21 protein-coding genes and 3 tRNA genes are annotated in these 19,322 nt (G+C 71.4%); 21 read left to right on the top strand and 3 right to left on the bottom strand.

Annotated features, from left to right (window positions below):
• Nucleotides 1–79: 79 nt before the first annotated feature.
• The 14 genes from B1H29_RS15305 to B1H29_RS15240 all read left to right on the top strand — a co-directional run bounded on the left by B1H29_RS15305 (nucleotide 80) and on the right by B1H29_RS15240 (nucleotide 13,746).
• The gene (locus B1H29_RS15305; protein WP_055418419.1) at nucleotides 80–475 is read left to right on the top strand and encodes an NADH-quinone oxidoreductase subunit A; all 396 of its coding nucleotides are present in this window, start codon (nucleotides 80–82) and stop codon (nucleotides 473–475) included.
• Nucleotides 466–1,113 carry an NADH-quinone oxidoreductase subunit B gene (locus tag B1H29_RS15300; protein WP_055418418.1) on the top strand — a complete coding sequence of 216 codons (648 nt, stop codon included), beginning with the start codon at nucleotides 466–468 and terminating at the stop codon, nucleotides 1,111–1,113. Before B1H29_RS15305 ends, B1H29_RS15300 begins: the two co-directional genes overlap by 10 nt.
• Nucleotides 1,110–2,972: an NADH-quinone oxidoreductase subunit C gene (locus B1H29_RS15295; protein WP_055418417.1), complete on the top strand. Its 1,863-nt coding sequence runs from the start codon at nucleotides 1,110–1,112 to the stop codon at nucleotides 2,970–2,972. The genes B1H29_RS15300 and B1H29_RS15295 overlap by 4 nt, the downstream gene beginning before the upstream one ends.
• Nucleotides 2,969–3,937: a complex I subunit 1/NuoH family protein gene (locus B1H29_RS15290; RefSeq protein WP_055418416.1), complete on the top strand. Its 969-nt coding sequence runs from the start codon at nucleotides 2,969–2,971 to the stop codon at nucleotides 3,935–3,937. The genes B1H29_RS15295 and B1H29_RS15290 overlap by 4 nt, the downstream gene beginning before the upstream one ends.
• Nucleotides 3,938–4,050: 113 nt before the next feature.
• Nucleotides 4,051–4,776: a NuoI/complex I 23 kDa subunit family protein gene (locus B1H29_RS15285; protein ID WP_234393018.1), complete on the top strand. Its 726-nt coding sequence runs from the start codon at nucleotides 4,051–4,053 to the stop codon at nucleotides 4,774–4,776.
• Nucleotides 4,773–5,597 (top strand): NADH-quinone oxidoreductase subunit J family protein, encoded by an 825-nt coding sequence (locus B1H29_RS15280; protein ID WP_055418414.1) that lies wholly within the window; start codon nucleotides 4,773–4,775, stop codon nucleotides 5,595–5,597. Before B1H29_RS15285 ends, B1H29_RS15280 begins: the two co-directional genes overlap by 4 nt.
• Nucleotides 5,597–5,998: an NADH-quinone oxidoreductase subunit NuoK gene (gene nuoK, locus B1H29_RS15275; RefSeq protein WP_055418413.1), complete on the top strand. Its 402-nt coding sequence runs from the start codon at nucleotides 5,597–5,599 to the stop codon at nucleotides 5,996–5,998. Before B1H29_RS15280 ends, nuoK begins: the two co-directional genes overlap by 1 nt.
• On the top strand, nucleotides 5,995–7,989 hold the full coding sequence (locus B1H29_RS15270) for an NADH-quinone oxidoreductase subunit 5 family protein (RefSeq protein ID WP_055418412.1): 1,995 nt from the start codon (nucleotides 5,995–5,997) through the stop codon (nucleotides 7,987–7,989). The genes nuoK and B1H29_RS15270 overlap by 4 nt, the downstream gene beginning before the upstream one ends.
• 6 nt (nucleotides 7,990–7,995) lie before the next feature.
• Nucleotides 7,996–9,570, top strand: coding sequence for a complex I subunit 4 family protein (locus B1H29_RS15265; protein ID WP_055418411.1), 1,575 nt, complete (start codon nucleotides 7,996–7,998; stop codon nucleotides 9,568–9,570).
• A complete protein-coding gene (locus B1H29_RS15260; protein WP_055418410.1) occupies nucleotides 9,567–11,102 on the top strand; it encodes an NADH-quinone oxidoreductase subunit N in 1,536 nt (511 codons plus the stop codon). The genes B1H29_RS15265 and B1H29_RS15260 overlap by 4 nt, the downstream gene beginning before the upstream one ends.
• Before the next feature lie 259 nt (nucleotides 11,103–11,361).
• Nucleotides 11,362–12,225 (top strand): zinc metalloprotease HtpX, encoded by an 864-nt coding sequence (htpX, locus tag B1H29_RS15255; protein ID WP_079160236.1) that lies wholly within the window; start codon nucleotides 11,362–11,364, stop codon nucleotides 12,223–12,225.
• Nucleotides 12,222–12,638, top strand: coding sequence for a YccF domain-containing protein (locus tag B1H29_RS15250; RefSeq protein ID WP_055418408.1), 417 nt, complete (start codon nucleotides 12,222–12,224; stop codon nucleotides 12,636–12,638). The genes htpX and B1H29_RS15250 overlap by 4 nt, the downstream gene beginning before the upstream one ends.
• A gap of 76 nt (nucleotides 12,639–12,714) precedes the next feature.
• Entirely contained in the window at nucleotides 12,715–13,308 is a 594-nt protein-coding gene (locus B1H29_RS15245; RefSeq protein ID WP_055418407.1) for an SMI1/KNR4 family protein, read from the top strand.
• A gap of 171 nt (nucleotides 13,309–13,479) precedes the next feature.
• Entirely contained in the window at nucleotides 13,480–13,746 is a 267-nt protein-coding gene (locus B1H29_RS15240; protein WP_055418406.1) for a GlsB/YeaQ/YmgE family stress response membrane protein, read from the top strand.
• 139 nt (nucleotides 13,747–13,885) lie between these two features.
• Here B1H29_RS15240 and B1H29_RS15235 read toward each other — a convergent pair whose 3' ends face one another.
• Nucleotides 13,886–14,374: a YajQ family cyclic di-GMP-binding protein gene (locus tag B1H29_RS15235; RefSeq protein WP_055418405.1), complete on the bottom strand. Its 489-nt coding sequence runs from the start codon at nucleotides 14,372–14,374 to the stop codon at nucleotides 13,886–13,888.
• 256 nt (nucleotides 14,375–14,630) lie between these two features.
• Between B1H29_RS15235 and B1H29_RS15230 the strand changes: the two genes are divergently transcribed.
• Both B1H29_RS15230 and B1H29_RS39335 read left to right on the top strand, forming a co-directional pair.
• Nucleotides 14,631–14,712, top strand: a tRNA-Tyr gene (locus tag B1H29_RS15230).
• 115 nt (nucleotides 14,713–14,827) lie between these two features.
• Nucleotides 14,828–15,049 carry a hypothetical protein gene (locus tag B1H29_RS39335; protein WP_079160235.1) on the top strand — a complete coding sequence of 74 codons (222 nt, stop codon included), beginning with the start codon at nucleotides 14,828–14,830 and terminating at the stop codon, nucleotides 15,047–15,049.
• A 36-nt stretch (nucleotides 15,050–15,085) separates the two neighbouring features.
• Here B1H29_RS39335 and B1H29_RS15220 read toward each other — a convergent pair whose 3' ends face one another.
• Nucleotides 15,086–15,742: an SDR family oxidoreductase gene (locus B1H29_RS15220; protein ID WP_055418966.1), complete on the bottom strand. Its 657-nt coding sequence runs from the start codon at nucleotides 15,740–15,742 to the stop codon at nucleotides 15,086–15,088.
• Between the two features lie 381 nt (nucleotides 15,743–16,123).
• On the bottom strand, nucleotides 16,124–17,401 hold the full coding sequence (locus tag B1H29_RS15215; protein ID WP_055418404.1) for a hydrolase: 1,278 nt from the start codon (nucleotides 17,399–17,401) through the stop codon (nucleotides 16,124–16,126).
• 292 nt (nucleotides 17,402–17,693) lie between these two features.
• On the opposite strand from B1H29_RS15215, the gene B1H29_RS15210 reads away from it, so the two are divergent.
• The 5 genes from B1H29_RS15210 (at nucleotide 17,694) to B1H29_RS15190 (ending at nucleotide 19,189) form a co-directional block, all read left to right on the top strand.
• Nucleotides 17,694–17,766, top strand: a tRNA-Thr gene (locus B1H29_RS15210).
• A gap of 46 nt (nucleotides 17,767–17,812) precedes the next feature.
• A tRNA-Met gene (locus B1H29_RS15205) sits at nucleotides 17,813–17,885 on the top strand.
• 89 nt (nucleotides 17,886–17,974) lie between these two features.
• Nucleotides 17,975–18,139 carry a 50S ribosomal protein L33 gene (gene rpmG / locus B1H29_RS15200; RefSeq protein WP_003948671.1) on the top strand — a complete coding sequence of 55 codons (165 nt, stop codon included), beginning with the start codon at nucleotides 17,975–17,977 and terminating at the stop codon, nucleotides 18,137–18,139.
• A 155-nt stretch (nucleotides 18,140–18,294) separates the two neighbouring features.
• Complete coding sequence (locus B1H29_RS15195) at nucleotides 18,295–18,747, top strand: MaoC family dehydratase N-terminal domain-containing protein (RefSeq protein ID WP_055418403.1); 453 nt, start codon at nucleotides 18,295–18,297, stop codon at nucleotides 18,745–18,747.
• A 7-nt stretch (nucleotides 18,748–18,754) separates the two neighbouring features.
• Nucleotides 18,755–19,189 (top strand): MaoC family dehydratase, encoded by a 435-nt coding sequence (locus B1H29_RS15190; RefSeq protein ID WP_055418402.1) that lies wholly within the window; start codon nucleotides 18,755–18,757, stop codon nucleotides 19,187–19,189.
• The last annotated feature ends 133 nt before the right edge of the window (nucleotides 19,190–19,322 follow it).

Raw genomic sequence — 19,322 nt, 5'->3', positions numbered from 1 at the left:
CGTCTCTTTATCAGGCCCTAGACTCCCGTACGCACAGATCGTCGAACAGCAGCGTTCAGACAGGGAGCGAGGGACGCACGTGCCGGAACCGACCGTCGCGCTCGCCGCGGACTATTTCCAGTCCTACTCGGTCGTCGGGCTGCTCGCCGTCGTGGGCGTGCTCTTCGTCGCCGTCGCGTTCGGGGCCGGGCGCCTGCTGCGGCCCGTGGTCCCGACTCCGGAGAAACTGCTGACGTACGAGTGCGGTGTCGATCCCGTCGGCGAGGGCTGGGCCCACACCCAGGTCCGCTACTACGTCTACGCGTTCCTCTACGTCATCTTCGCGGTCGACTCGATCTTCCTCTTCCCCTGGGCGACGGTCTTCGCCGATCCTGGATACGGAGCGACGACCCTCGTGGAGATGTTCATCTTCCTCGGCTTCCTCGCCGTGGGCCTGCTCTACGCATACAAGAAGGGCGTCCTGTCGTGGACGTGAACCCCGCCGAACCCGTGCCGCTCCCCGAGCCCAAGCGGCTTGGCACCCTCGCACGCCTCGCCCCGGAGCCGATGAAGGTCGTCCTGAACTGGGGCCGCCGGTACTCCCTCTGGGTCTTCAACTTCGGCCTCGCCTGCTGCGCCATCGAGTTCATCGCCGCGTCGATGGCCCGCCACGACTTCATCCGGCTCGGGGTCATCCCCTTCGCGCCGGGTCCCCGCCAGGCCGACCTGATGGTGGTGTCCGGCACGGTGACCGACAAGATGGCGCCGGCCGTCAAGCGCCTGTACGAGCAGATGCCCGAGCCGAAATACGTCATCTCCTTCGGCGCCTGCTCCAACTGCGGCGGCCCCTACTGGGACTCCTACTCCGTGACGAAGGGCGTCGACCAGATCATCCCGGTCGACGTCTACGTCCCCGGTTGCCCGCCGCGCCCCGAGGCGCTGCTCCAGGGAATCCTGAAGCTTCAGGAGAAGATCGCGCGGGAGTCGCTGGGCGAGCGGTACGGCACGACGCCCCGGCCGTCGGCGGCCACGCTGCGGAGCGGCCTGGTGCGGCCGCCCGCCCCGGGCACGGCCCCGGGCACGGCCCCGGGCTCCGCCGCGGACCGGGCCTCGGGCTCTTGGGAGGCCCGATGACCGCGGTCGGCTGGCTGCCCGACGATGCCGAGGAGCTCTTCGGTACGCAGGCCACGGCCGAGGAGTCGTACGACGTCCTCACCGTGGACGTGCCGCCGGCGTCCTGGATCTCCGCCCTGGAGACCGCGCGTGACCGGCTGGGCTGCACGTACTTCGACTGGCTGAGCGCCGTCGACGAACCGGGCACGGGTTTCCGCGTCGCGGCGCACGTCGTGGCCCTCGGGCCCGTGCGCCGACTGCTCCTGCGTACGACGGTCCCGCACGAGGCCCCGGCCCTGCCCACCGCCGTCGCGGTGTACGCCGGCGCGGCCTGGCACGAGCGCGAGACCCACGAGATGTTCGGCATCGCCTTCGAGGACCACCCCGCGCTGGACCACCTGCTCCTGCCGGAGGGCTTCGAGGGCCACCCCCTGCGCAAGGACTTCGTACTCGCCGCCCGCGTGGCCAAGGCCTGGCCCGGGGCCAAGGAGCCGGGCGAGTCCGATCACGGTGGCCCCCGGCGCCGCCAGATGCTGCCGCCCGGCGTGCCCGACCCCAACGAGTGGGGCCCGCTGAAGGGCCAGTTGCCTCCCGCTCCGGCCCGCCCCGCCCGTGGAGCGGGACGGGCGGCGGGGGAGCGTCCGGCCCGCGCGGCAGGTGACCGCCCGGCCCGTCGGACCCGTACGGCCGGCGAGGGCTCCGTCAGTCAGACGGCGCCCGGCACCCCCGCCGCCCCCCGCCGCTCCCGCACGGCGGCGCAGGGCTCCGTCGGCCAGACACCCCCGGCAGCCGAACCCTCGGCTGCCCCGCCGGCCCGGCGTGCGCGGAGCGCGAGCGAGGGCTCGGCGTCCCAGCGGACGGACGCTCCGACGGACCAGCCCACCGCGGATACGCCGGCCGGCCAGGGACCGGCTGAGCAGGCAACGGCCGGGCGGACATCGGCTGAGCACGGACCGGGTGCGCACGGTACGGCCGAGCAGGGAACGGCCGAGCAGGGAACGGCCGAACACGGGCCGGGTGCGCACGGGCCGGGTGCGCACGGTACGACCGGGCGGGAATCGGCTGAGCCGGCCTCGGCAGGACAGGGAGCGGCTGAGCAGGCGTCGGCAGGACAGGGAACGGCCGGACCGGACGTCGGAGGGGCGACCGCGCCGCCGACTCGGACTCGACGCGCGCGCAGCGCCGGTGAGGGCTCGGCGTCGCAGCGGGCCGGATCGGGCGGCACCGCGGGGTCCCGCCGTGTCGGAAGCGCGTCCGAGGGCTCGGCGAGGCAGCGTTCCACCTCCGACGCCGGGACGCCCGACCAGACGGCTACCGGTCCCGCCACCCCGGTCGGCGACGAGTCCGCCACATCGCCGCGCACCGGGGAACCGGCCCCGAAGGCCGCCCCCTCCACACCGCGCAGCCCGGACGCCCCGTGGCACCACGCCCGTCCCGCCTTCGACGAGTCCGAGCCGGAGTCGCTTCACGGGCTTCACGGGCTTCACGGGACGGAAGCTTCGAACGGCCCCGGCACCTCGAACCAGCCCAGCACCTCCGACCGGCCCGGCACCTCCGACCGGCCCGGCACCTCCGACCGGCCCGGCACGACCAACGCGCCACGGGCCGCTGGTCAGCCGCAGCCCTCGGAAGAGCTGGTGGCCCCCAGCGAGCCGCAGCCCTCGGAAGAGCCGGAGGCCCTCAGCGAGCCGCAGGCCGCCGGAGAGCCGCAGCCCTCAGGTGAGCAGCCGCAGACCCCGGACGAGGCCGGCGCCCCCACCGAGGCCGGCGCCTCCAACCAAGCCGCCACCCCCGACGACCCCGACGACCCCGACGGCCCCGACGCCCCCGACAACCCCCAGAATCAGAACCGCCCGAACCCCCCAGGAGGCCAGCAGTGAACGACGCGCTCGACGTCACCCTGCGCCTCCTCGTCGTCTTCGTCGTCTTCCTCACCTTCCCCCTGCTCGTCGGCCAGACCGAGCACAAGGTGATGGCCCACATGCAGGGCCGCCTCGGCCCGATGTACGCGGGTGGCTTCCACGGTTGGGCCCAGCTCGTCGCGGACGGCGTGAAGTTCGCGCAGAAGGAGGACGTGGTCCCCGCCGCCGCGGACCGCCGTATCTTCCAGCTCGCCCCCGCAGTCGCCCTCCTGCCGTACCTCCTGGTTCTCCTGGCCATCCCCATCGGCCCAGGAGAGGGCGCGGTCGGCCAGGTCGTCGACGCGGGCATCTTCTTCGTCCTCGCCGTCATGGGCGTGGGCGTCCTCGGCTCGCTCATGGCCGGCTGGGCCTCCGCCAACAAGTACTCCCTCCTCGGCGGCCTGCGCACCGCAGCCCAGCTCCTCGCGTACGAACTGCCGATGCTGCTGACCGCGGCCTCGGTGGCCATGGCGGCCGGCACCGTCTCACTCGTCGGCATCCTCGATGCCTTCGAGTGGTGGTGGCTGCCCTGGCAGATCGTCGGCGGGATCGTCTTCTTCGTCGCCGGGCTGGCCGAACTGCAGCGGCCCCCCTTCGACATGCCGGTCGCCGACTCGGAGATCATCTTCGGCGCCTACACCGAGTACACCGGTCTGCGCTTCGCCCTGTTCCTCCTCGCCGAGTACGCCGGGATCGTCGTCCTGTGCGGGCTCACCACCGTCCTCTTCCTGGGCGGCTGGCACGGTCCCTGGGGCGCCGACGGGCTCGGCTGGGTGTGGACCCTGCTGAAGACGGCCGTTCTCGCCTTCGTCGTGATCTGGCTGCGTGTGACCTATCCGCGCCTGCGCGAGGACCAGCTCCAGAGGCTCTCCTGGACTCTCCTCGTCCCCCTCTCTCTCGCCCAGATCGCCGTCACCGGCGTCGTCAAGGTGGTGATTCAGTAACCATGTCCCGCCCCTCGCCCGAACACCGCCCGTCAACGACGTCCTCCGGGCGGCCCCGCCGTCCGCTCCCCGGCTCGGGCCTGGCCAAGGGCCTGGCCGTCACGCTCCGCACGATGACGAGGAAGACCGTCACCGAGCAGTACCCGGACGCCCAGCCCGAGCTTCCGCCCCGCACCCGGGGTGTGATCGGTCTGTTCGAGGAGAACTGCACGGTCTGCATGCTGTGCGCCCGCGAGTGCCCGGACTGGTGCATCTACATCGACTCCCACAAGGAGACGGTCCCGGCGGCGGCCCCCGGTGGGCGCGACCGCAGCCGCAACGTCCTCGACCGCTTCGCCATCGACTTCTCCCTGTGCATGTACTGCGGTATCTGCATCGAGGTCTGTCCCTTCGACGCGTTGTTCTGGTCCCCGGAGTTCGAGTACTCCGAGACCGACATCCGTGACCTCACCCACGAACGCGACAAGCTCCGCGAGTGGATGTGGACGGTCCCGGCCCCGCCCGCCCTCGATCCCGGCGCGGAGGAACCGAAGGAACTCGTCGCCGCCGGCAAGACGGCCGACAAGCTGGCCGCCCAGCAGCAGACGGCCCGACAAGAGGCGGCGCAGCAGGACGCGCCCCGGGCAACCGAACCGCACGCCGACGCACAGGCCTCCGCCGCCGACGCACAGGCCTCCGCCGCCGACCAGCAGGCGCGCGCCGCCGACGAACAGGCCCGCGCCGCCGAGCGGCCCACCCGCCCGATGGGTGACTCCAAGCAGCAGACGGACCAGCCGAGGACGACGTCGGATCAGGCACAGCCCACGTCGGACCAGCCGGAGCAGGAGGGCAGGAGTTGACCCCCGCCACGACCGTCGGGCACCTCGTCGCGGACTCCACGACCAGGGCCGCCGCCTCCCACGGCTTCCTCTCCCCGACAGGGGTAGAGATCGCCTTCCTCCTCGTCGGCCTCGTCACCCTCGGCGCCGCCGTCGTCACCGTCACCACGCGGCAGCTCGTCCATGCCGCCCTGTGGCTGGTCGCGGCCCTCGGCGGGCTCGCCGTCGAGTACCTCCTGCTCACCGCGGAGTTCATCGCGTGGGTGCAGGTCCTCATCTACGTCGGTGCCGTCGTCGTCCTCATCCTGTTCGGCCTGATGCTCACCAGGGCACCCATCGGCCGGTCCGCGGACGCCGACTCCGGCAACCGCTGGGCGGCCCTCACCGTGGCCGTGGCCGCCGCCGCGACCCTGGTGTGGGTCGTCGTCGACGCCTTCCGCACCACCTGGATCGACCTGGACGGACCGGCCGCCGGTTCCGCAGCCGTGACCGGGGCGAGCCTCTTCCAGAACTGGGTCCTCCCCTTCGAGGCCCTCTCCGTCCTCCTCCTCGCCGCCCTGGTCGGCGCCATCGTCCTCTCCCGCAAGGCCAAGGGGGACCGCGCACCCGGCTCCGACCGCGCACCTGGCCCCGGCTCCGGCCGCGCACCCGGCTCCGACCGCGCACCTGGCCCCGGCTCCGGCCGCGCACCCGGCTCCGACCGCGCACCTGGCCCCGGCTCCGGCCGCGCACCCGGCGCCGATCGTGCACCCGCCCCCCGCCGAGTAGCTGACACCAGCCGTACGACCGAAGCCGACCGGCCGACCGGCCCGGACGGTGGCGACCAGGGTGGTGTCCGCTGATGCACCTCGCCTATCCCGCCGTTCTGTCCGTCCTCCTGTTCTGCACGGGTCTGTACGGCGTCCTCGCCCGCCGCAACGCGATCCTGGTCCTGATGTCGGTCGAGCTGATGCTCAACGCCGTCAACCTCAACCTGGTCGCCTTCGACGTCTGGCTCAGCAAGGCCGCCGAGGAGACCCTGCACTCCGGCCAGGCCCTGACCCTGTTCACGATCGCCATCGCGGCCGCCGAGATCGGCATCGGCCTGGCGATCGTGCTCGCCGTCCACCGCAACCGCGGCACGTCGGACATCGACAAGCTCCGCGACACCGCCGAGGGCCCCGACGGCGAGGACCCCGACGGCCCCGAAACCGATGCCCCCGCGACCGGGACGGCCGCCGAGAAGGCTGAGGCCACCGCGTGACCACGACCACCCTCGCCGTACTCGTCCCCCTCCTCCCCTTCCTCGGGGCAGCCGCCGGCCTCTTGCTGGGCCGTACGGCGCCCGGGTTCGTCCGCCCGCTCGCCGTCCTTCCGACACTGGCGGCTCTCGTCCTCGCCGTACTGGTCGCTTCCCGCCAGGGCGGCGGCCGGGCCGTCGACGCCGTCACCGAGCTGACGCCGACCGGTTCGGTGCCCGTCGAACTCGCCCTGCACATAGACGGCTTCGCCGCCCTCGTCGCCGTACTGGTCGGCTGCGTCGCCACCTGTGTGCAGATCTACTCGACCGGCTACCTGCGCGACGACCCCCGCTACGCCTCCTACGCCGCTCTCGTCTCCCTGTTCACCTCCGCCATGTTCCTCGTCGTCTACTCCGGCGACCTGATGGTGCTGCTGGTCGGCTGGGAGATCATGGGCATCTGCTCGTACTTCCTGGTCGGCCACTACTGGGAGACCCCGGAGGCCCGCGCCGCCTCCCTCAAAGCCTTCCTGGTGACGAAACTCGGTGACGTCCCCTTCCTGATCGGCCTGCTGGCGCTGGCCACCGAGGCCGGCTCCTTCCGCATCACCAAGATCCTCGGCGCGGTCGCGAACGGCTCGCTCGACCATCCGACGCTGATCGCCCTGCTGCTCCTGGCCGGTGTCGCGGGCAAATCGGCGCAGTTCCCCTTGCACACCTGGCTCCCCGACGCGATGGCGGGCCCGACGCCCGTCTCCGCGCTGATCCACGCCGCGACGATGGTCGCCGCCGGCGTGTACTTCGTCGCCCGGCTTCTTCCGCTCTTCCAGGCCTCGCACGCCGCGATGATCGTCCTCGCCGTCATGGCCGCGGTCACGATGGTCGGTTCGGCGCTCGCCGCGCTCGCCCAGGACGACATCAAGCGCGTCCTCGCCTACTCGACCATCGGGCAGCTCGGTTACATGACCGGCGCCCTCGCCGCCGGCGACCGCGGTGCCGCCGTCTTCCACCTCCTCTCGCACGGCGCCTTCAAGGCGCTGCTGTTCCTCGCCGCCGGCGTGATCATCCACGCCGCCGGCACCAACTCGCTGGCCGCCATGTCGCGCATGCGAGGCCTGCGCGACCGCGTCCCGGACGCCTACTGGACGATGACCGTGGCGCTGCTCGCCCTCGCCGCGATCCCGCCCTTCAGCGGCTTCTTCTCCAAGGAGTCCGTCCTCGGTGTCGCGGAGCACGTCGCCACCGGCCACACCGAGCAAGCGCCCGGCACCGCGGGGTGGACCGTCCTCCTCGCCGGCCTGTTCACGGCCCTGCTCACCGCCGCCTACGCGACGCGTCTGTGGCTGCTGGCCTTCCGCGGACGGGGTGCCGAGGCCCCCGACCACGGCAAGCAGCCCTTGGTCATGAACGCCGTGCTCTGGGTCCTCGCCATCCCCTCACTCGCCCTCGGCGGACTCGCCTTCCGCCTGCTGCCCGACTGGTTCGACGGCCACGACCTCACCCCCACCCTCACCACCTCCGTGCTCGGCACGGGTGTGGCCCTGGTCGGCGGCATCGTCACCTACGCCGCCTGGCGCCACACCACGGCCCTCGCGGGCCGCCCTCCACTGGGCGCCGTGGCGGCCCACCCGGAGGGCGACGCCGCCCTGGTGGAGGCCGAGGCCATCGCCAGCCACCAGCCCGCCTACGGAAACATCGCCTACGCCCCCGACCCGTCGGACCCCGGACGGCTCCTGCTGGGGCCGCTGCACCGGCACGCGGCCGTCGGCTTCCACCTGGACGCGGTGTACACGGCCCTCTTCGTCCGCCCGGTGCAGGCCGGCGCGAGCCTCGTCCGGTTCCTCGACCGCGAGGTCGTCGACACCTACGTGCGCGGGGCAGGCGCCCTGCCCCGCCGGCTCGGCGACGCCGTACGGCGGGCCCAGACCGGCAATGTGCAGACCTATGTGAGCGCGCTGCTCGCCGGCACCGTCGTCCTCGCGGTCGCCGCCGTCCTCGTCGCCACGGGAGCGTGAGCAGGCGTGATCGATATCAACGAGTCCGTGATGCAGTTCCTTCTCGCGTTCGTCGTCGTCGGCCCGCTCCTCGGTGCCGCCGCCGCTCTCCTGCCGGCCCCGCCCGGGCTGAAGGGGAAATCGCCCGACCAGGCGGTCCTCCGGCACGGCGTCACCGTCACCGGGGCCGTCCTCATCGCCGCGATCGCCCTCGTACTCGGCTTCGACCACGACCATCCGGCGAAGATGCAGGCCGCCACGGACATCAGTTGGATCCCCGCACTCGACGTGCGCATCCACCTCGGCATCGACGGCATCTCCCTCCCCCTGCTGGTCCTGACCGCGCTGCTGACCTTCCTCTGCGCGCTCTACACGTACTTCAAGATGCCTTCGGGCCCGAGCCCGAAGGCCTTCGTCGCACTGCTGCTCGTCCTGGAGTCCGGCACCCTCGCGACCTTCGCCGTCCTCGACCTGATCCTGTTCTTCCTCGCCTTCGAGATGGTCCTCATCCCGATGTACTTCCTCATCGCCCGCTGGGGCGGCGAGGGACGGGCCGGGGCCGCCTGGAAGTTCATCCTCTACACGCTCCTCGGCTCCGTCGTCATGCTGCTCGGCCTGCTCCTGATCGGAATCACGGCGGGCACATTCGACATGGTGGCACTCGCCACTGACAACGGCCGGTCGATGACCACATCCGTGCAGGTCATCGCCGTTCTGGCGATCGGGATCGGGCTCGCGGTGAAGACCCCGATGTGGCCGCTGCACAGTTGGCTGCCCGACGCCCACACGGCCGCGCCGACCGTCGGTTCGGTCCTGCTGGCCGGCGTCCTGCTGAAGATGGGCACGTACGGATTCGTCCGGATCCTCCTCCCGGCCGCGCCGGACGGCTTCCACACCTTCGCGCCCTACCTCGCCGCCTTCGCCGTCGTCGGCATCATCTACGGCTCCCTGGCCTGCCTGGCTCTCGCCAAACGGGGCGCGAAGGGCGACCTCAAGCGCCTCATCGCCTACTCCTCCGTCGGCCACATGGGCTTCGTCCTGCTCGGTATCTCGACCATGACCCCGACCGGTGTGAACGGCGCTCTGTTCGCCAACATCGCCCACGGCCTCATCACCGGCCTGCTCTTCTTCGTGGTCGGCGCGCTCAAGGACCGCACCGGCACCACCGACCTCGACACCCTCGCCGAGGAGACCGGAGCCGCCCTGTACGGCAAGGCGCCGCGCCTCGGCGGACTGCTCGCCTTCGCCGCGGTGGCCTCGCTCGGTCTGCCGGGCCTGGCGGGCTTCTGGGGCGAGATGCTGGCCCTGTTCGGTGCCTTCGACCCCCACGAGGGCCTCAGCCGCCCCGCCTTCCTCACCTTCATGGCCGTCGCCGCCTTCGGCACCCTCCTGACCGCCGCGTACATGCTGATCGTGGTCCGCCGCGTCTGCATGGGCGCCGTACCGAGGGAAGCCCCGAAGCTCACCGACGTACGCACGTACGAGTTCGCCGCCTGGACGCCGCTCGTCGCCCTCACCGTCGTCGCCGGACTCTGGCCCAAGGTCCTCCTCGGGCTGACCGACCCGGCCGTGCAGCAGCTCCTCTCAGGAGGCACCCGATGAGCTCCCCGGTCCAGCTCGTGGCGGCGCCACCGGCCCAGAACCTCGTCCAGTCCGTCGACTGGCTCGCCATCGCGCCGCCCACCATCGCGGCCGTCGTCGGCCTCCTGGTACTCGTCGCCGACCTGTTCGTCAAGGACGCCCGCAAGCCGCTGCTCGGCTGGGTGTCGGTCGCCGGACTCGCCGCCGCCGCGCTCATGCTGCTGCCCCTGGTGAACGGTGACCGCTCGACGTTCTGCCTGACCGGCGACGCCGACGTCTGCAGCTACACCGCGGACACCTTCACCCTCGCCATCCAGTTCCTGGTCCTCGGCGGGGCTCTCCTGACCGCCCTGCTCTCGGTCACCGCCGTCAAGGACGCCGACCGAGGGCTCCCGGAGGGCGAGTTCTGGTTCCTGCTGCTCTCCTCCGCGGCCGGCGCCGCTCTCCTGCCCGCCTCGCGCGACCTCGCGACCCTCATTGTCGCCCTGGAGGTCGCCTCCCTGCCCGCCTTCGCCCTCGTGGGCCTGCGACAGGGCGACCGGCGGTCCTCCGAGGGGGCGCTGAAGTTCTTCCTGTCATCGGTCACCGCCACCGCGGTCAGCCTCATGGGCGTCAGCTTCGTGTACGCCGCCACCGGCACCCTCTACCTCACCCAGGTGGCCGAACGCATCCAGCACGTCGACGGGCAGCTCACCACGCTCGTCCAGACCGGCGTCGTCCTCACCCTCGTCGGCTTCGCCTTCAAGACGGCCGCCGTACCCTTCCACTTCTGGGTGCCCGACACCTATGTGGGCGCGCCCCTGCCGGTCGCGGCCTACCTGTCCGTGGTCGGCAAGGCGGTCGGCTTCACCGGCCTGATCCTCGTCACCGTCATCGCCCTCCCGTCCTACGCCGACGTCTGGGGGCCGGCTCTCGCGGCACTGGCCGCGCTCACCATGACGGTCGGCAACGTCGGAGCCCTCCGCCAGCAGGCCACGCGCGCGTACAGCGCGGTACGCCTGCTCGCCTGGTCGTCCGTCGGGCAGGCCGGCTACCTCCTGGTGCCGATCGCCGCCGCCGCGTACTCCGACGACCCCGAACGCTCCATCGGCTCCACCGTCGCCTACGCCCTCATGTACGCGGCGGTGAACCTCGGAGCCTTCGCGGTGGCCGCACTCGTGGCCCGTACGAAGTCCCAGAACCGTGTCGCCGACTACCGCGGCCTTTACACGTCCAACCCGCTGACGGCCCTGCTCCTGGCGTTCTTCCTGCTCTGCCTCGCCGGACTGCCGCCCGGCATCATCGGCCTCTTCGCCAAGGTCACGGTCTTCGCCGCGGCCGTCGACGCGGGGCTCGGCTGGCTGGCCGTCGTCATGGCGGTCAACGTCGTCATCGCGCTGTTCTACTACCTCCAGTGGACGACTCTGCTGTTCCGGGCACCCGAGGACGCGACCGAGAAGCACCAGGTCCCCGCACCTCTCACGGCGGCGATCACCGTCACCGCTGTCTTCGCCGTCGCCCTCTCGGGAGCACCCCAGCTCATCCTGCGCTTCGCCGGCACCGGCCTCTTCTGAGCGGCAGCCGCTTCGGGCACGCGTGCGGTAACCACCCTCCACGCGCGCGTGCCGGACACCGTGGCCGTCACCCGTTCGGACCATGCGCGCTGCCGTAGCCGCCGGGGAACTGGCGACCCCCGCCTGGCGTTGACCTGTACAGAAGGGTCCACTGGACGTGACGCCACGGCACCGGTGGCGCCGGAGACCAGGAAGCCACCACAGCGAGCGACACCAGCAAGCAAAGGGTTCCCCTGCTGCACCACTTGGAGGGCGTACCGTGCACCGCCGGCACAACGGGCTCAGGACCGCAGTACTCCTCGGGGGACTGTCCGCGCTCATCATCGTCATCGGCAGCTTCTTCGGCCGAGCGGGGCTCGTCGTCGCCGTCCTCGTCGCCCTGGGCACGAACGCGTACGCGTACTGGAACAGCGACAGGCTCGCACTGCGCGCGATGCGCGCACGGCCGGTCAGCGAATTCGAGGCCCCGGCGCTGTACCGCATGGTCCGTGAGCTCTCCACCCAGGCACGCCAGCCCATGCCGCGCCTGTACATCTCGCCGACGGAGGCACCCAACGCTTTCGCGACCGGCCGCAACCCGCGCAAGGCGGCCGTGTGCTGCACGGAGGGCATCCTGCGCCTGCTCGACGAGCGCGAGCTGCGCGGCGTCATCGGGCACGAGCTCAGCCACGTCTACAACCGCGACATCCTGATCTCCTCCGTCGCCGGGGCCCTGGCCTCCGTGATCATGTTCCTGGTCAACTTCGCCTGGCTGATCCCCATCGGACGCTCCAACGACGATGACGGACCCGGATTGCTGGGCATGCTCCTCATCATGATCCTCGGTCCGCTCGCCGCCACCGTCATCCAACTGGCGATCAGCCGCTCCAGGGAATACGAGGCCGATGCCTCCGGCGCCCAGCTCACCGGGGACCCGATCGCCCTCGCCGGCGACCTGCGCAAGCTCGAACTCGGCACGAAGCAGCTTCCGCTGCCCCCGGAGCCCAGGATCGAGACCGCCAGCCACATGATGATCGCGAATCCCTTCAGGCCGGGACAGGGACTCTCGAGAATGTTCTCCACCCACCCGCCGATGGCGGAGCGAATCGCCCGACTCGAAAAGATGGCAGGTCGTCAGCAGTGAAGACCATCCTCAACGTCATTTGGCTCGTGCTCAGCGGCTTCTGGCTGTTCCTCGGCTACCTGGTCGCGGGTGCGCTGCTCTGCATCACGATCATCGGAATCCCGTTCGGCATCGCGGCCTTCCGCATCGGTGTCTATGCTCTGTGGCCCTTCGGGTACACGGCGGTCGAGCGCCGCGACGCGGGAGCGCCCTCCTGCATCGGCAACGCGCTCTGGCTGATCCTCGCCGGCTGGTGGCTTGCCATCGGCCACATCGTCACCGGAATCGCGCTGTGCGTCACGATCATCGGCATCCCGCTCGGCATCGCCAACTTCAAGCTGATCCCGGTCTCGCTGCTCCCGATGGGACGCGAGATCGTGCGGACGGACCAGCCGTTCACGGCCACCGGCACCTCCCAGCGGACCGGCTGGTAGGAGCCGCGGCTCTCCACAGACCACGGGTTGTCCACAGGCCCGCCCGGCTGTCAGTGGCGACCTGCATCATGAGCCCATGACCGAGAACGAGCAGTTGCTGGCACGGGTGGCCGCCAAGGCACGCAACACCCGTCCGTGGGGCTGGGCTTCCCTGCCCGAGCCCGTCGACGAGGCGACGTCCGCCCGTGCCGAGGCCGCCCTGGGCTTCGCCCTCCCACCGCTGCTCGCCGAGCTGTACCTGCGGATAGGAGACGGTGGCTTCGGCCCCGAGTACGGCCTGTTGCCCCTGCTCGACAGCCCGCCTTCGGGCGAGCCCGCCGCGGTGGCCCAATACCTCGCCAACCGCGAGGGCGGTCAGAAGGATCCCGACTGGCCCTGGCCCGAGGGAGTCCTGCCGATATCCCACTGGGGCTGCGCGATGTACGCCTGCGTGGACTGCCGCTCCCGGCAGGCCACCGTCCTGCTCTTCGAACCCAACCCCGGCGACGTCGACCAGGCCTGGTTCATCGACGCCCCGAGCCTCACGGACTGGCTGCGCGCCTGGGTCGAAGGCACGGGCTGGTACGAGGAGGCCAATGAGGGGCTGGAGCTGGCCCCGTGGACCGACTTCCCCATACGCACGGCGAGAAGGCCCACGACGCCGCGTACGACGCCCGTACGGGCATCCTGAGACGCGATACGGCCAACGGGACCCCGGCAGGCGGTCGCACCCCACCGATCAGCGCAACCACCAGGTGCGATCGGAACGTCTTCCTCACCAGCAGGACACGAACACGCGCGGAGGAACGAGCCCACAGCACTGGGACAGCGCGGGCACAGCGAGAAAGGGCAGGGACACGGCATGACCGTCATCGGCTGGATCATCCTCGGACTGTTGGCCGGAGCCATCGCCAAATTCCTGCTGCCGGGCCGCGACCCGGGAGGGCTCGTCGGTACGACCCTCATCGGCATCGCGGGGGCGTTCATCGGCGGCTGGATATCGGCCCGCTGGCTGGACCACCCGGTCAGCAAGGACTTCTACGACGGTGCCACCTGGGCGGCGGCCATCGGCGGTTCCCTGGTGCTTCTGGTCGCCTACCGGCTCCTGTTCGGCAACTCGCGCGACTGAGCACGCCGGAATCACGGCCGGCCGGCGAGCCGGCAGACGAGGAAGGGCGGGCACCGTACGGGCCCACCCTTCCTGGTAAGGGGGCTCGTCCCACGCGTTCCAGGCGTCCCACGCGTCGTCGAGCCGCCGGCTCAGCGGCTCACCGGTAGTTCACGAACTGCAGCGCGAAGTCGAAGTCCTGGCCCTTCAGCAGCGCGATCACGGCCTGCAGGTCGTCCCGGCTCTTGGAAGTGACCCGCAGCTCCTCGCCCTGCACCTGGGCCTTCACGCCCTTGGGGCCCTCGTCGCGGATGAGCTTGGCGACCTTCTTCGCGTTCTCCTGGGAAATGCCCTCCTCGATCGACGCGAAGATCTTGTACTCCTTGCCGGAGAGCTGGGGCTCGCCCGCGTCCAGAGCCTTCAGCGAGATGCCGCGCTTGATCAGCTTGGACTGGAAGACGTCGAGTACGGCGCTCACCCGGTCCTCGGAGTTGGCCTCCATAAGGATCTTCTCGCCGGACCAGGAGATCGAGGCGCCCACGCCCTTGAAGTCGTAGCGCTGCGAGATCTCCTTGGCGGCCTGGTTGAGGGCGTTGTCGACCTCCTGCCGCTCGACCTTCGAGACGATGTCGAAACTGGAGTCGGCCATGTCCTGTGGCTCCTTGTATCTGGGTGCGTGTCGGGGTATCTGGGTGCGTGCCGGGCCGCGTATCGGGTCCGTACCGGCGTACAACGGCGGCCGCCGAGCCCCGCGGGGGCCCTCGGTCGCATTCGGACCAGCCTAGCCACCCGCCGCCACTCGAGCGGCGATCAATCGGGTGGCGAAGCACCCCTCCACATCAGGTATTGTTTACGTCGTTGCCACAGAGCACCGCCGAAAGACGGTTCGACGGGCAGCGAACCCCGGCGGTGTGCCCGAGCGGCCAAAGGGAGCAGACTGTAAATCTGCCGGCTCAGCCTTCCCAGGTTCGAATCCTGGCGCCGCCACACGGGAACGAGAGGCCCCGTGACCTGCCCGAACAGCAGGTCACGGGGCCTCTCGTCATGGGTTGGCGTCATACGTCGCCCGAAGCGGGGCTCGCGCTGCGGGCAGACTGGTGCCATGGCCGCCTCGTCCTCCCGTCGCAGAACCTGCCCCGAGTGCCGTCGCGAGATCGCCGTCGTCGCGGGGCGGTACGCGCGTCATGATCCATCCGGGGCGCGGGGGAGTGGTGAGCTCGTCTCCTGCCCGGGGTCGCGTCGGCCTGCGCAACTCGGTGCGGTGCAGCCGTCTCTCGACGGGTACGTCGTCCCCGACTTCCCCGGGCAGTTGCCGCTGTTCTGACCGTCCGAGCCGGGGCATCCCGCGCGCCCCGCGTTCTCAGTTCCCGGCCACCGACTTCACCGCCACCGACACGGGCGTCGAACCGCTGATCAGCTCCAGGGTCAGGCCGTTCGTGGCCGGGGTGTCGACCAGTTCCGCCAGTACGGCGGCCACGTCGTCGCGCGGGACCGGACCTCGGCCGGTGTGTGCCTCCAGGCGCACCAGGCCGGTGCCGGCGTCGTCCGTCAGGGCGCCCGGTCGCAGGATGGTCCAGTCCAGCCCGTCCAGCGAGCGCACGTACGCGTCGGCCTCGCCCTTGGCGCGCTGGTAGACGTCGAAGATCTCGTCCCCCTCGTGGTGCGGGTCGGCGCCCATGGAGGACACGACCACGAAGCGCCTCACGCCCGCCCGGACCGCCGCGTCCGCGAAGAGGACCGCCGCCGCCTTGTCCACCGTGTCCTTGCGGGCCGCCCCGCTGCCAGGGCCCGCGCCGGCCGCGAAGACCGCCGCGTCCGCGCCCTCCAGCCGCTCGGCGACCTCCTCGACGGAGGCCGACTCGAGGTCGAGCACGACCGGTTCGGCGCCGGCCGTACGCAGATCGTCGGCCTGCTCCGCCTTGCGGATGATGCCCGCCACCTCGTCACCGCGCGCGGCGAGCAAGCGCTCCAGCCGCAGCGCGATCTGACCATGACCACCAGCGATGACAATGCGCATGCCTTCGACCGTACGCCCCGACGGCCGCTCGCGCCGCACGACTTCGGCCGCATGCCACCTCACCTGCCGCATGCTCCACCCGCAGCCCGCAGCCCGCAGCCCGCAGCCCGCAGCCCGCAGCCCGCAGCCCGCAGCCCGCAGCCCGCAGCCCGCAGCCCGCAGCCCGCGTCCCGCGGCCCACCACGCGCCGGGCGCCGGCCCGTAGCCCGCCTGACACCGGCAGCCGGCACGCCTTGGGCGCGCTCCCTTCCGCGCCCGTATCGCACCTGACACCCGCAGTCGACACACATCGGACGCACGCCCCCGGCACTGGACGCCCGAATCCCGAATCCCGTATCTCGTATCCCGTATCCGAATCCCGCCGGACGCCCGCCGTGCCCGTCAGGACGCTTCCCCGCACTCCCCGCGCTCGCCCCGTCCCTGCCGAGGCAGCCCCAGGTCCGTCGCGGTCGTCGAGTCGCCGTACTCCCGTACCGCGCTGGTCCTCGCCACCACGCGTCCCCGGTGCACCACGATCCGGCTGTACGCCAGTGACAGCGCCCCCGCCAGCCGGTCCCCGCGTACCGCGAGGAGTTCGGCCGGGAAGCCCGCCTCGACCCGTACCGCGGGCAGGCCCAGGGCCGCCCGCGCCGCCGCGCTCACCGCGTCGTACGCGTCCTCGGGGCCCAGCCCCTGGCACGAGGCCAGCAGGTAGGCCGCCTCCAGGGGGTCACCGCGTCCGACCGGGTTGGACACGTCCCGCAGCGCACCGCTCCCGGCGGCGACCCGCACCCCGGCCGCGCGCAACAGCCGTACCGGAGCAGTGCCGTCACGGTGGCCGACGGCCCCGCAGGCGCCCTGCGGCAGGCACACCACCGTCACCCCGGCCGCCGCGAGGTGGTCCGCGGCCCGGTAGGCGGCCTCGGCGGGCAGCCGGCCCAGGCCGCCTACCGGGCCGAACGTCACTCCCGGGCGCAGCCCGCCCGCCATCGCCGCCAGCCGGGCCAGCCGCGCCGGGTCGCCGGCGTCCGTGTGCAGGTCGACCGGGCAGCCGTGCTCGGCGGCGACCTCCAGAGCCGCCTGAACGTAACCGGTCGGGTCGGGGTCCAGGTCCGGACACCCGCCCACCACGTCCGCGCCCATCTTGAGCGCGTCCCGGAGCATCGCCAGTCCGTCGGCCCCGGCCACACCGGTCAGCACCCTCGGCATCGCCACCGTGGTCAGTTCGGCCAGCCCCCGCAGCGAGCGCCGCGCCCGCAGTACGGCGGTCAGCGCGCCGAGCCCCGCGACGTCGCCCACGCGCACGTGGGCCCGCAGCGCGGTCGCCCCGTGTCCCAACTGGAGCAGGGCGGCCTCGGTGGCCCGGCGCTGGACGTCCTGGGGGTCGTAGGAGACGGGGCCGGGAGCGTCGGCCGTCAGCGCGGTGTCGCCGTGGACGTGAGGTTCGGCGGGGGCGGGGAGGAGCAGGTAGCCGGTGAGGTCCACGCGGGTGCCGGGGCCGGACGGGCGCGCCGCGGTGAGGCTGCCGGCCGTGCCGACCGCCTCGATGCGCCCGCCGTACAGCCGTACGTCCACGGTCCGGCCGTCGGTGAGCCGCGCCCCGGACAGCAGGAGCGAGCCGCGGTCGGCTGGGCCCGAGGGGGAGGGCGAGTGGGGCGGCTGCGGCTGGCTGTCGGGCATCGCGCTCCTCTGGGCTCGGGACTGCGCAGTGGTGGGACGCAAGATCACGCAGAGTGAGGCGAGCCTAGGACGGTGATCAGCCCGGAGCGCGGAGGAGCGCAATAGTCGTACCGGTGCGGTCCGCCGTGCCGAGGACCCGCGGGAGGCGCCCCAGTGCATGCGGGCGGGCGGGCCGACGGGCCTGGCCACAGGGCGGGGACGGCGGCCGGGGCGCGACGGGGACGGGTTGGGGCAGGGGCGGCGAAACGGATTTGGGCGATCGGCGGGCGACCGTGTAATGTCTTCATCGCTCGCCCCAATAGCTCAGTCGGCAGAGCGTCTCCATGGTAAGGAGAAGGTCAACGGTTCGATTCCGTTTTGGGGCTCTGGTGTGAGAGGTTCCCGTCGCGAGGCGGGGCCCGATCGCATCACAGCGGTGTAGCTCAGTCGGTAGAGCAAGCGGCTCATAATCGCTGTGTCACCGGTTCAAGTCCGGTCACCGCTACTTTCAGTAGCCGATTGCGGGGTCGGTCCTTCAATCGGCTACTCTTTCCTGCGTTAATACCATCAATCCGTTCGTCAAGGAGCACTCACGTGGCTGCCACCGACGTCCGCCCGAAGATCACGCTGGCCTGCGTGGAGTGCAAGGAGCGGAACTACATCACCAAGAAGAACCGGCGTAACAACCCGGACCGACTGGAGATGAAGAAGCACTGCCCGCGTTGCAACGCGCACACCGCGCACCGCGAAACGCGATAAAAACAGGCTCGTACACGAGGCCGTCCCCGAAGCTTGGGGGCGGCCTCGTGTCGTTTTGGCCTGCGGTTCCGGTGCCTGCACCGGAACCGCAGGCCACCCATAACTCACCCACAGCTCACCCACAGCCGCAGAGAGCAGCAGGAGGTTGCGAGTCCATGGCGCTCGACCAGTCGTTCGTGGGGCGGACGTATCCGCCGACCGCGCCCTATGAGGTGGGCCGGGAGAAGATCCGCGAGTTCGCGGAGGCGGTGGGGGACGCCAATCCGGCGTACACGGACACGGAGGCCGCGAAGGCGCTCGGGTATCCGGATGTGATCGCTCCGCCGACTTTCGTGTTCTCGATCACGTTCAAGGCGGCGGGTCAGGTCGTCGAGGACCCGCAGCTCGGTCTGGACTACAGCCGGGTGGTGCACGGCGACCAGAGGTTCGCCTACGTCCGTCCGGTGCGTGCGGGCGACCGGCTCACGGTCACCTCGACCATCGAGGCGGTCAAGTCGATGGCGGGCAACGACATCCTGGACATCCGCGGCGAGGTTCACGACGAGGCCGGCGAGCACGTCGTGACCGCCTGGACCAAGCTCGTGGCCCGCGCGGCCGAGGAGGCGTGAGCATCCCATGACACAGTCCGCGAAGATCGCGTACGGCGACGTCGAGGTCGGCACGGAACTGCCCGCGCGGAGCTTCCCCGTGAACCGCGCCACCCTCGTGCGGTACGCGGGCGCCTCCGGCGACTTCAACCCGATCCACTGGAACGAGAAGTTCGCCAAGGAGGTGGGTCTGCCGGACGTCATCGCGCACGGCATGTTCACCATGGCCGAGGCGATCCGTGTGGTCACCGACTGGACCGGCGACCCGGGTGCGGTCGTGGAGTACGGCGTCCGGTTCACCCGGCCCGTCGTGGTCCCCAACGACGAGCAGGGTGCCGTGATCGAGGTCAGCGGCAAGGTCGCGGCCAAACTCGACGACAACACGGTCCGCGTCGACCTCACCGCCACCAGCGCCGGCCAGAAGGTCCTCGGCATGTCCCGGGCGGTCGTACGACTCGCCTGAGGCCGCCGTCGGCAGGCGGTCGCTGCTCCTGGGGGCGATGGGGGGCGATGGGGGGCGATGGGGGCCGCGGGGCCGAGAGGGGCCGACGGGTCGACAGGGGGCGGCGGAAGGCCACAGGGCCCGACGGGGGGCG

Origin of the sequence: Streptomyces pactum, assembly GCF_002005225.1 — a bacterium.
GTDB lineage: Bacteria > Actinomycetota > Actinomycetes > Streptomycetales > Streptomycetaceae > Streptomyces > Streptomyces pactum_A.
Note: the sequence above shows the minus strand (reverse complement) of the source record. Positions and strands in the feature narration are given on the sequence as shown.

What these genes read in the sequence shown, in the direction of transcription:
- B1H29_RS39335 (WP_079160235.1), top strand. Translation starts at nt 14,828, where the DNA reads ATGGCCGCCTCGTCCTCCCGTCGCAGAACCTGCCCCGAGTGCCGTCGC.
- B1H29_RS15295 (WP_055418417.1), top strand. Translation starts at nt 1,110, where the DNA reads ATGACCGCGGTCGGCTGGCTGCCCGACGATGCCGAGGAGCTCTTCGGT.
- B1H29_RS15260 (WP_055418410.1), top strand. Translation starts at nt 9,567, where the DNA reads ATGAGCTCCCCGGTCCAGCTCGTGGCGGCGCCACCGGCCCAGAACCTC.
- B1H29_RS15220 (WP_055418966.1), bottom strand. Translation starts at nt 15,742, where the DNA reads ATGCGCATTGTCATCGCTGGTGGTCATGGTCAGATCGCGCTGCGGCTG.
- B1H29_RS15190 (WP_055418402.1), top strand. Translation starts at nt 18,755, where the DNA reads ATGACACAGTCCGCGAAGATCGCGTACGGCGACGTCGAGGTCGGCACG.
- B1H29_RS15215 (WP_055418404.1), bottom strand. Translation starts at nt 17,401, where the DNA reads ATGCCCGACAGCCAGCCGCAGCCGCCCCACTCGCCCTCCCCCTCGGGC.
- B1H29_RS15245 (WP_055418407.1), top strand. Translation starts at nt 12,715, where the DNA reads ATGACCGAGAACGAGCAGTTGCTGGCACGGGTGGCCGCCAAGGCACGC.
- B1H29_RS15240 (WP_055418406.1), top strand. Translation starts at nt 13,480, where the DNA reads ATGACCGTCATCGGCTGGATCATCCTCGGACTGTTGGCCGGAGCCATC.
- B1H29_RS15285 (WP_234393018.1), top strand. Translation starts at nt 4,051, where the DNA reads ATGACGAGGAAGACCGTCACCGAGCAGTACCCGGACGCCCAGCCCGAG.
- nuoK (WP_055418413.1), top strand. Translation starts at nt 5,597, where the DNA reads ATGCACCTCGCCTATCCCGCCGTTCTGTCCGTCCTCCTGTTCTGCACG.
- B1H29_RS15195 (WP_055418403.1), top strand. Translation starts at nt 18,295, where the DNA reads ATGGCGCTCGACCAGTCGTTCGTGGGGCGGACGTATCCGCCGACCGCG.
- B1H29_RS15235 (WP_055418405.1), bottom strand. Translation starts at nt 14,374, where the DNA reads ATGGCCGACTCCAGTTTCGACATCGTCTCGAAGGTCGAGCGGCAGGAG.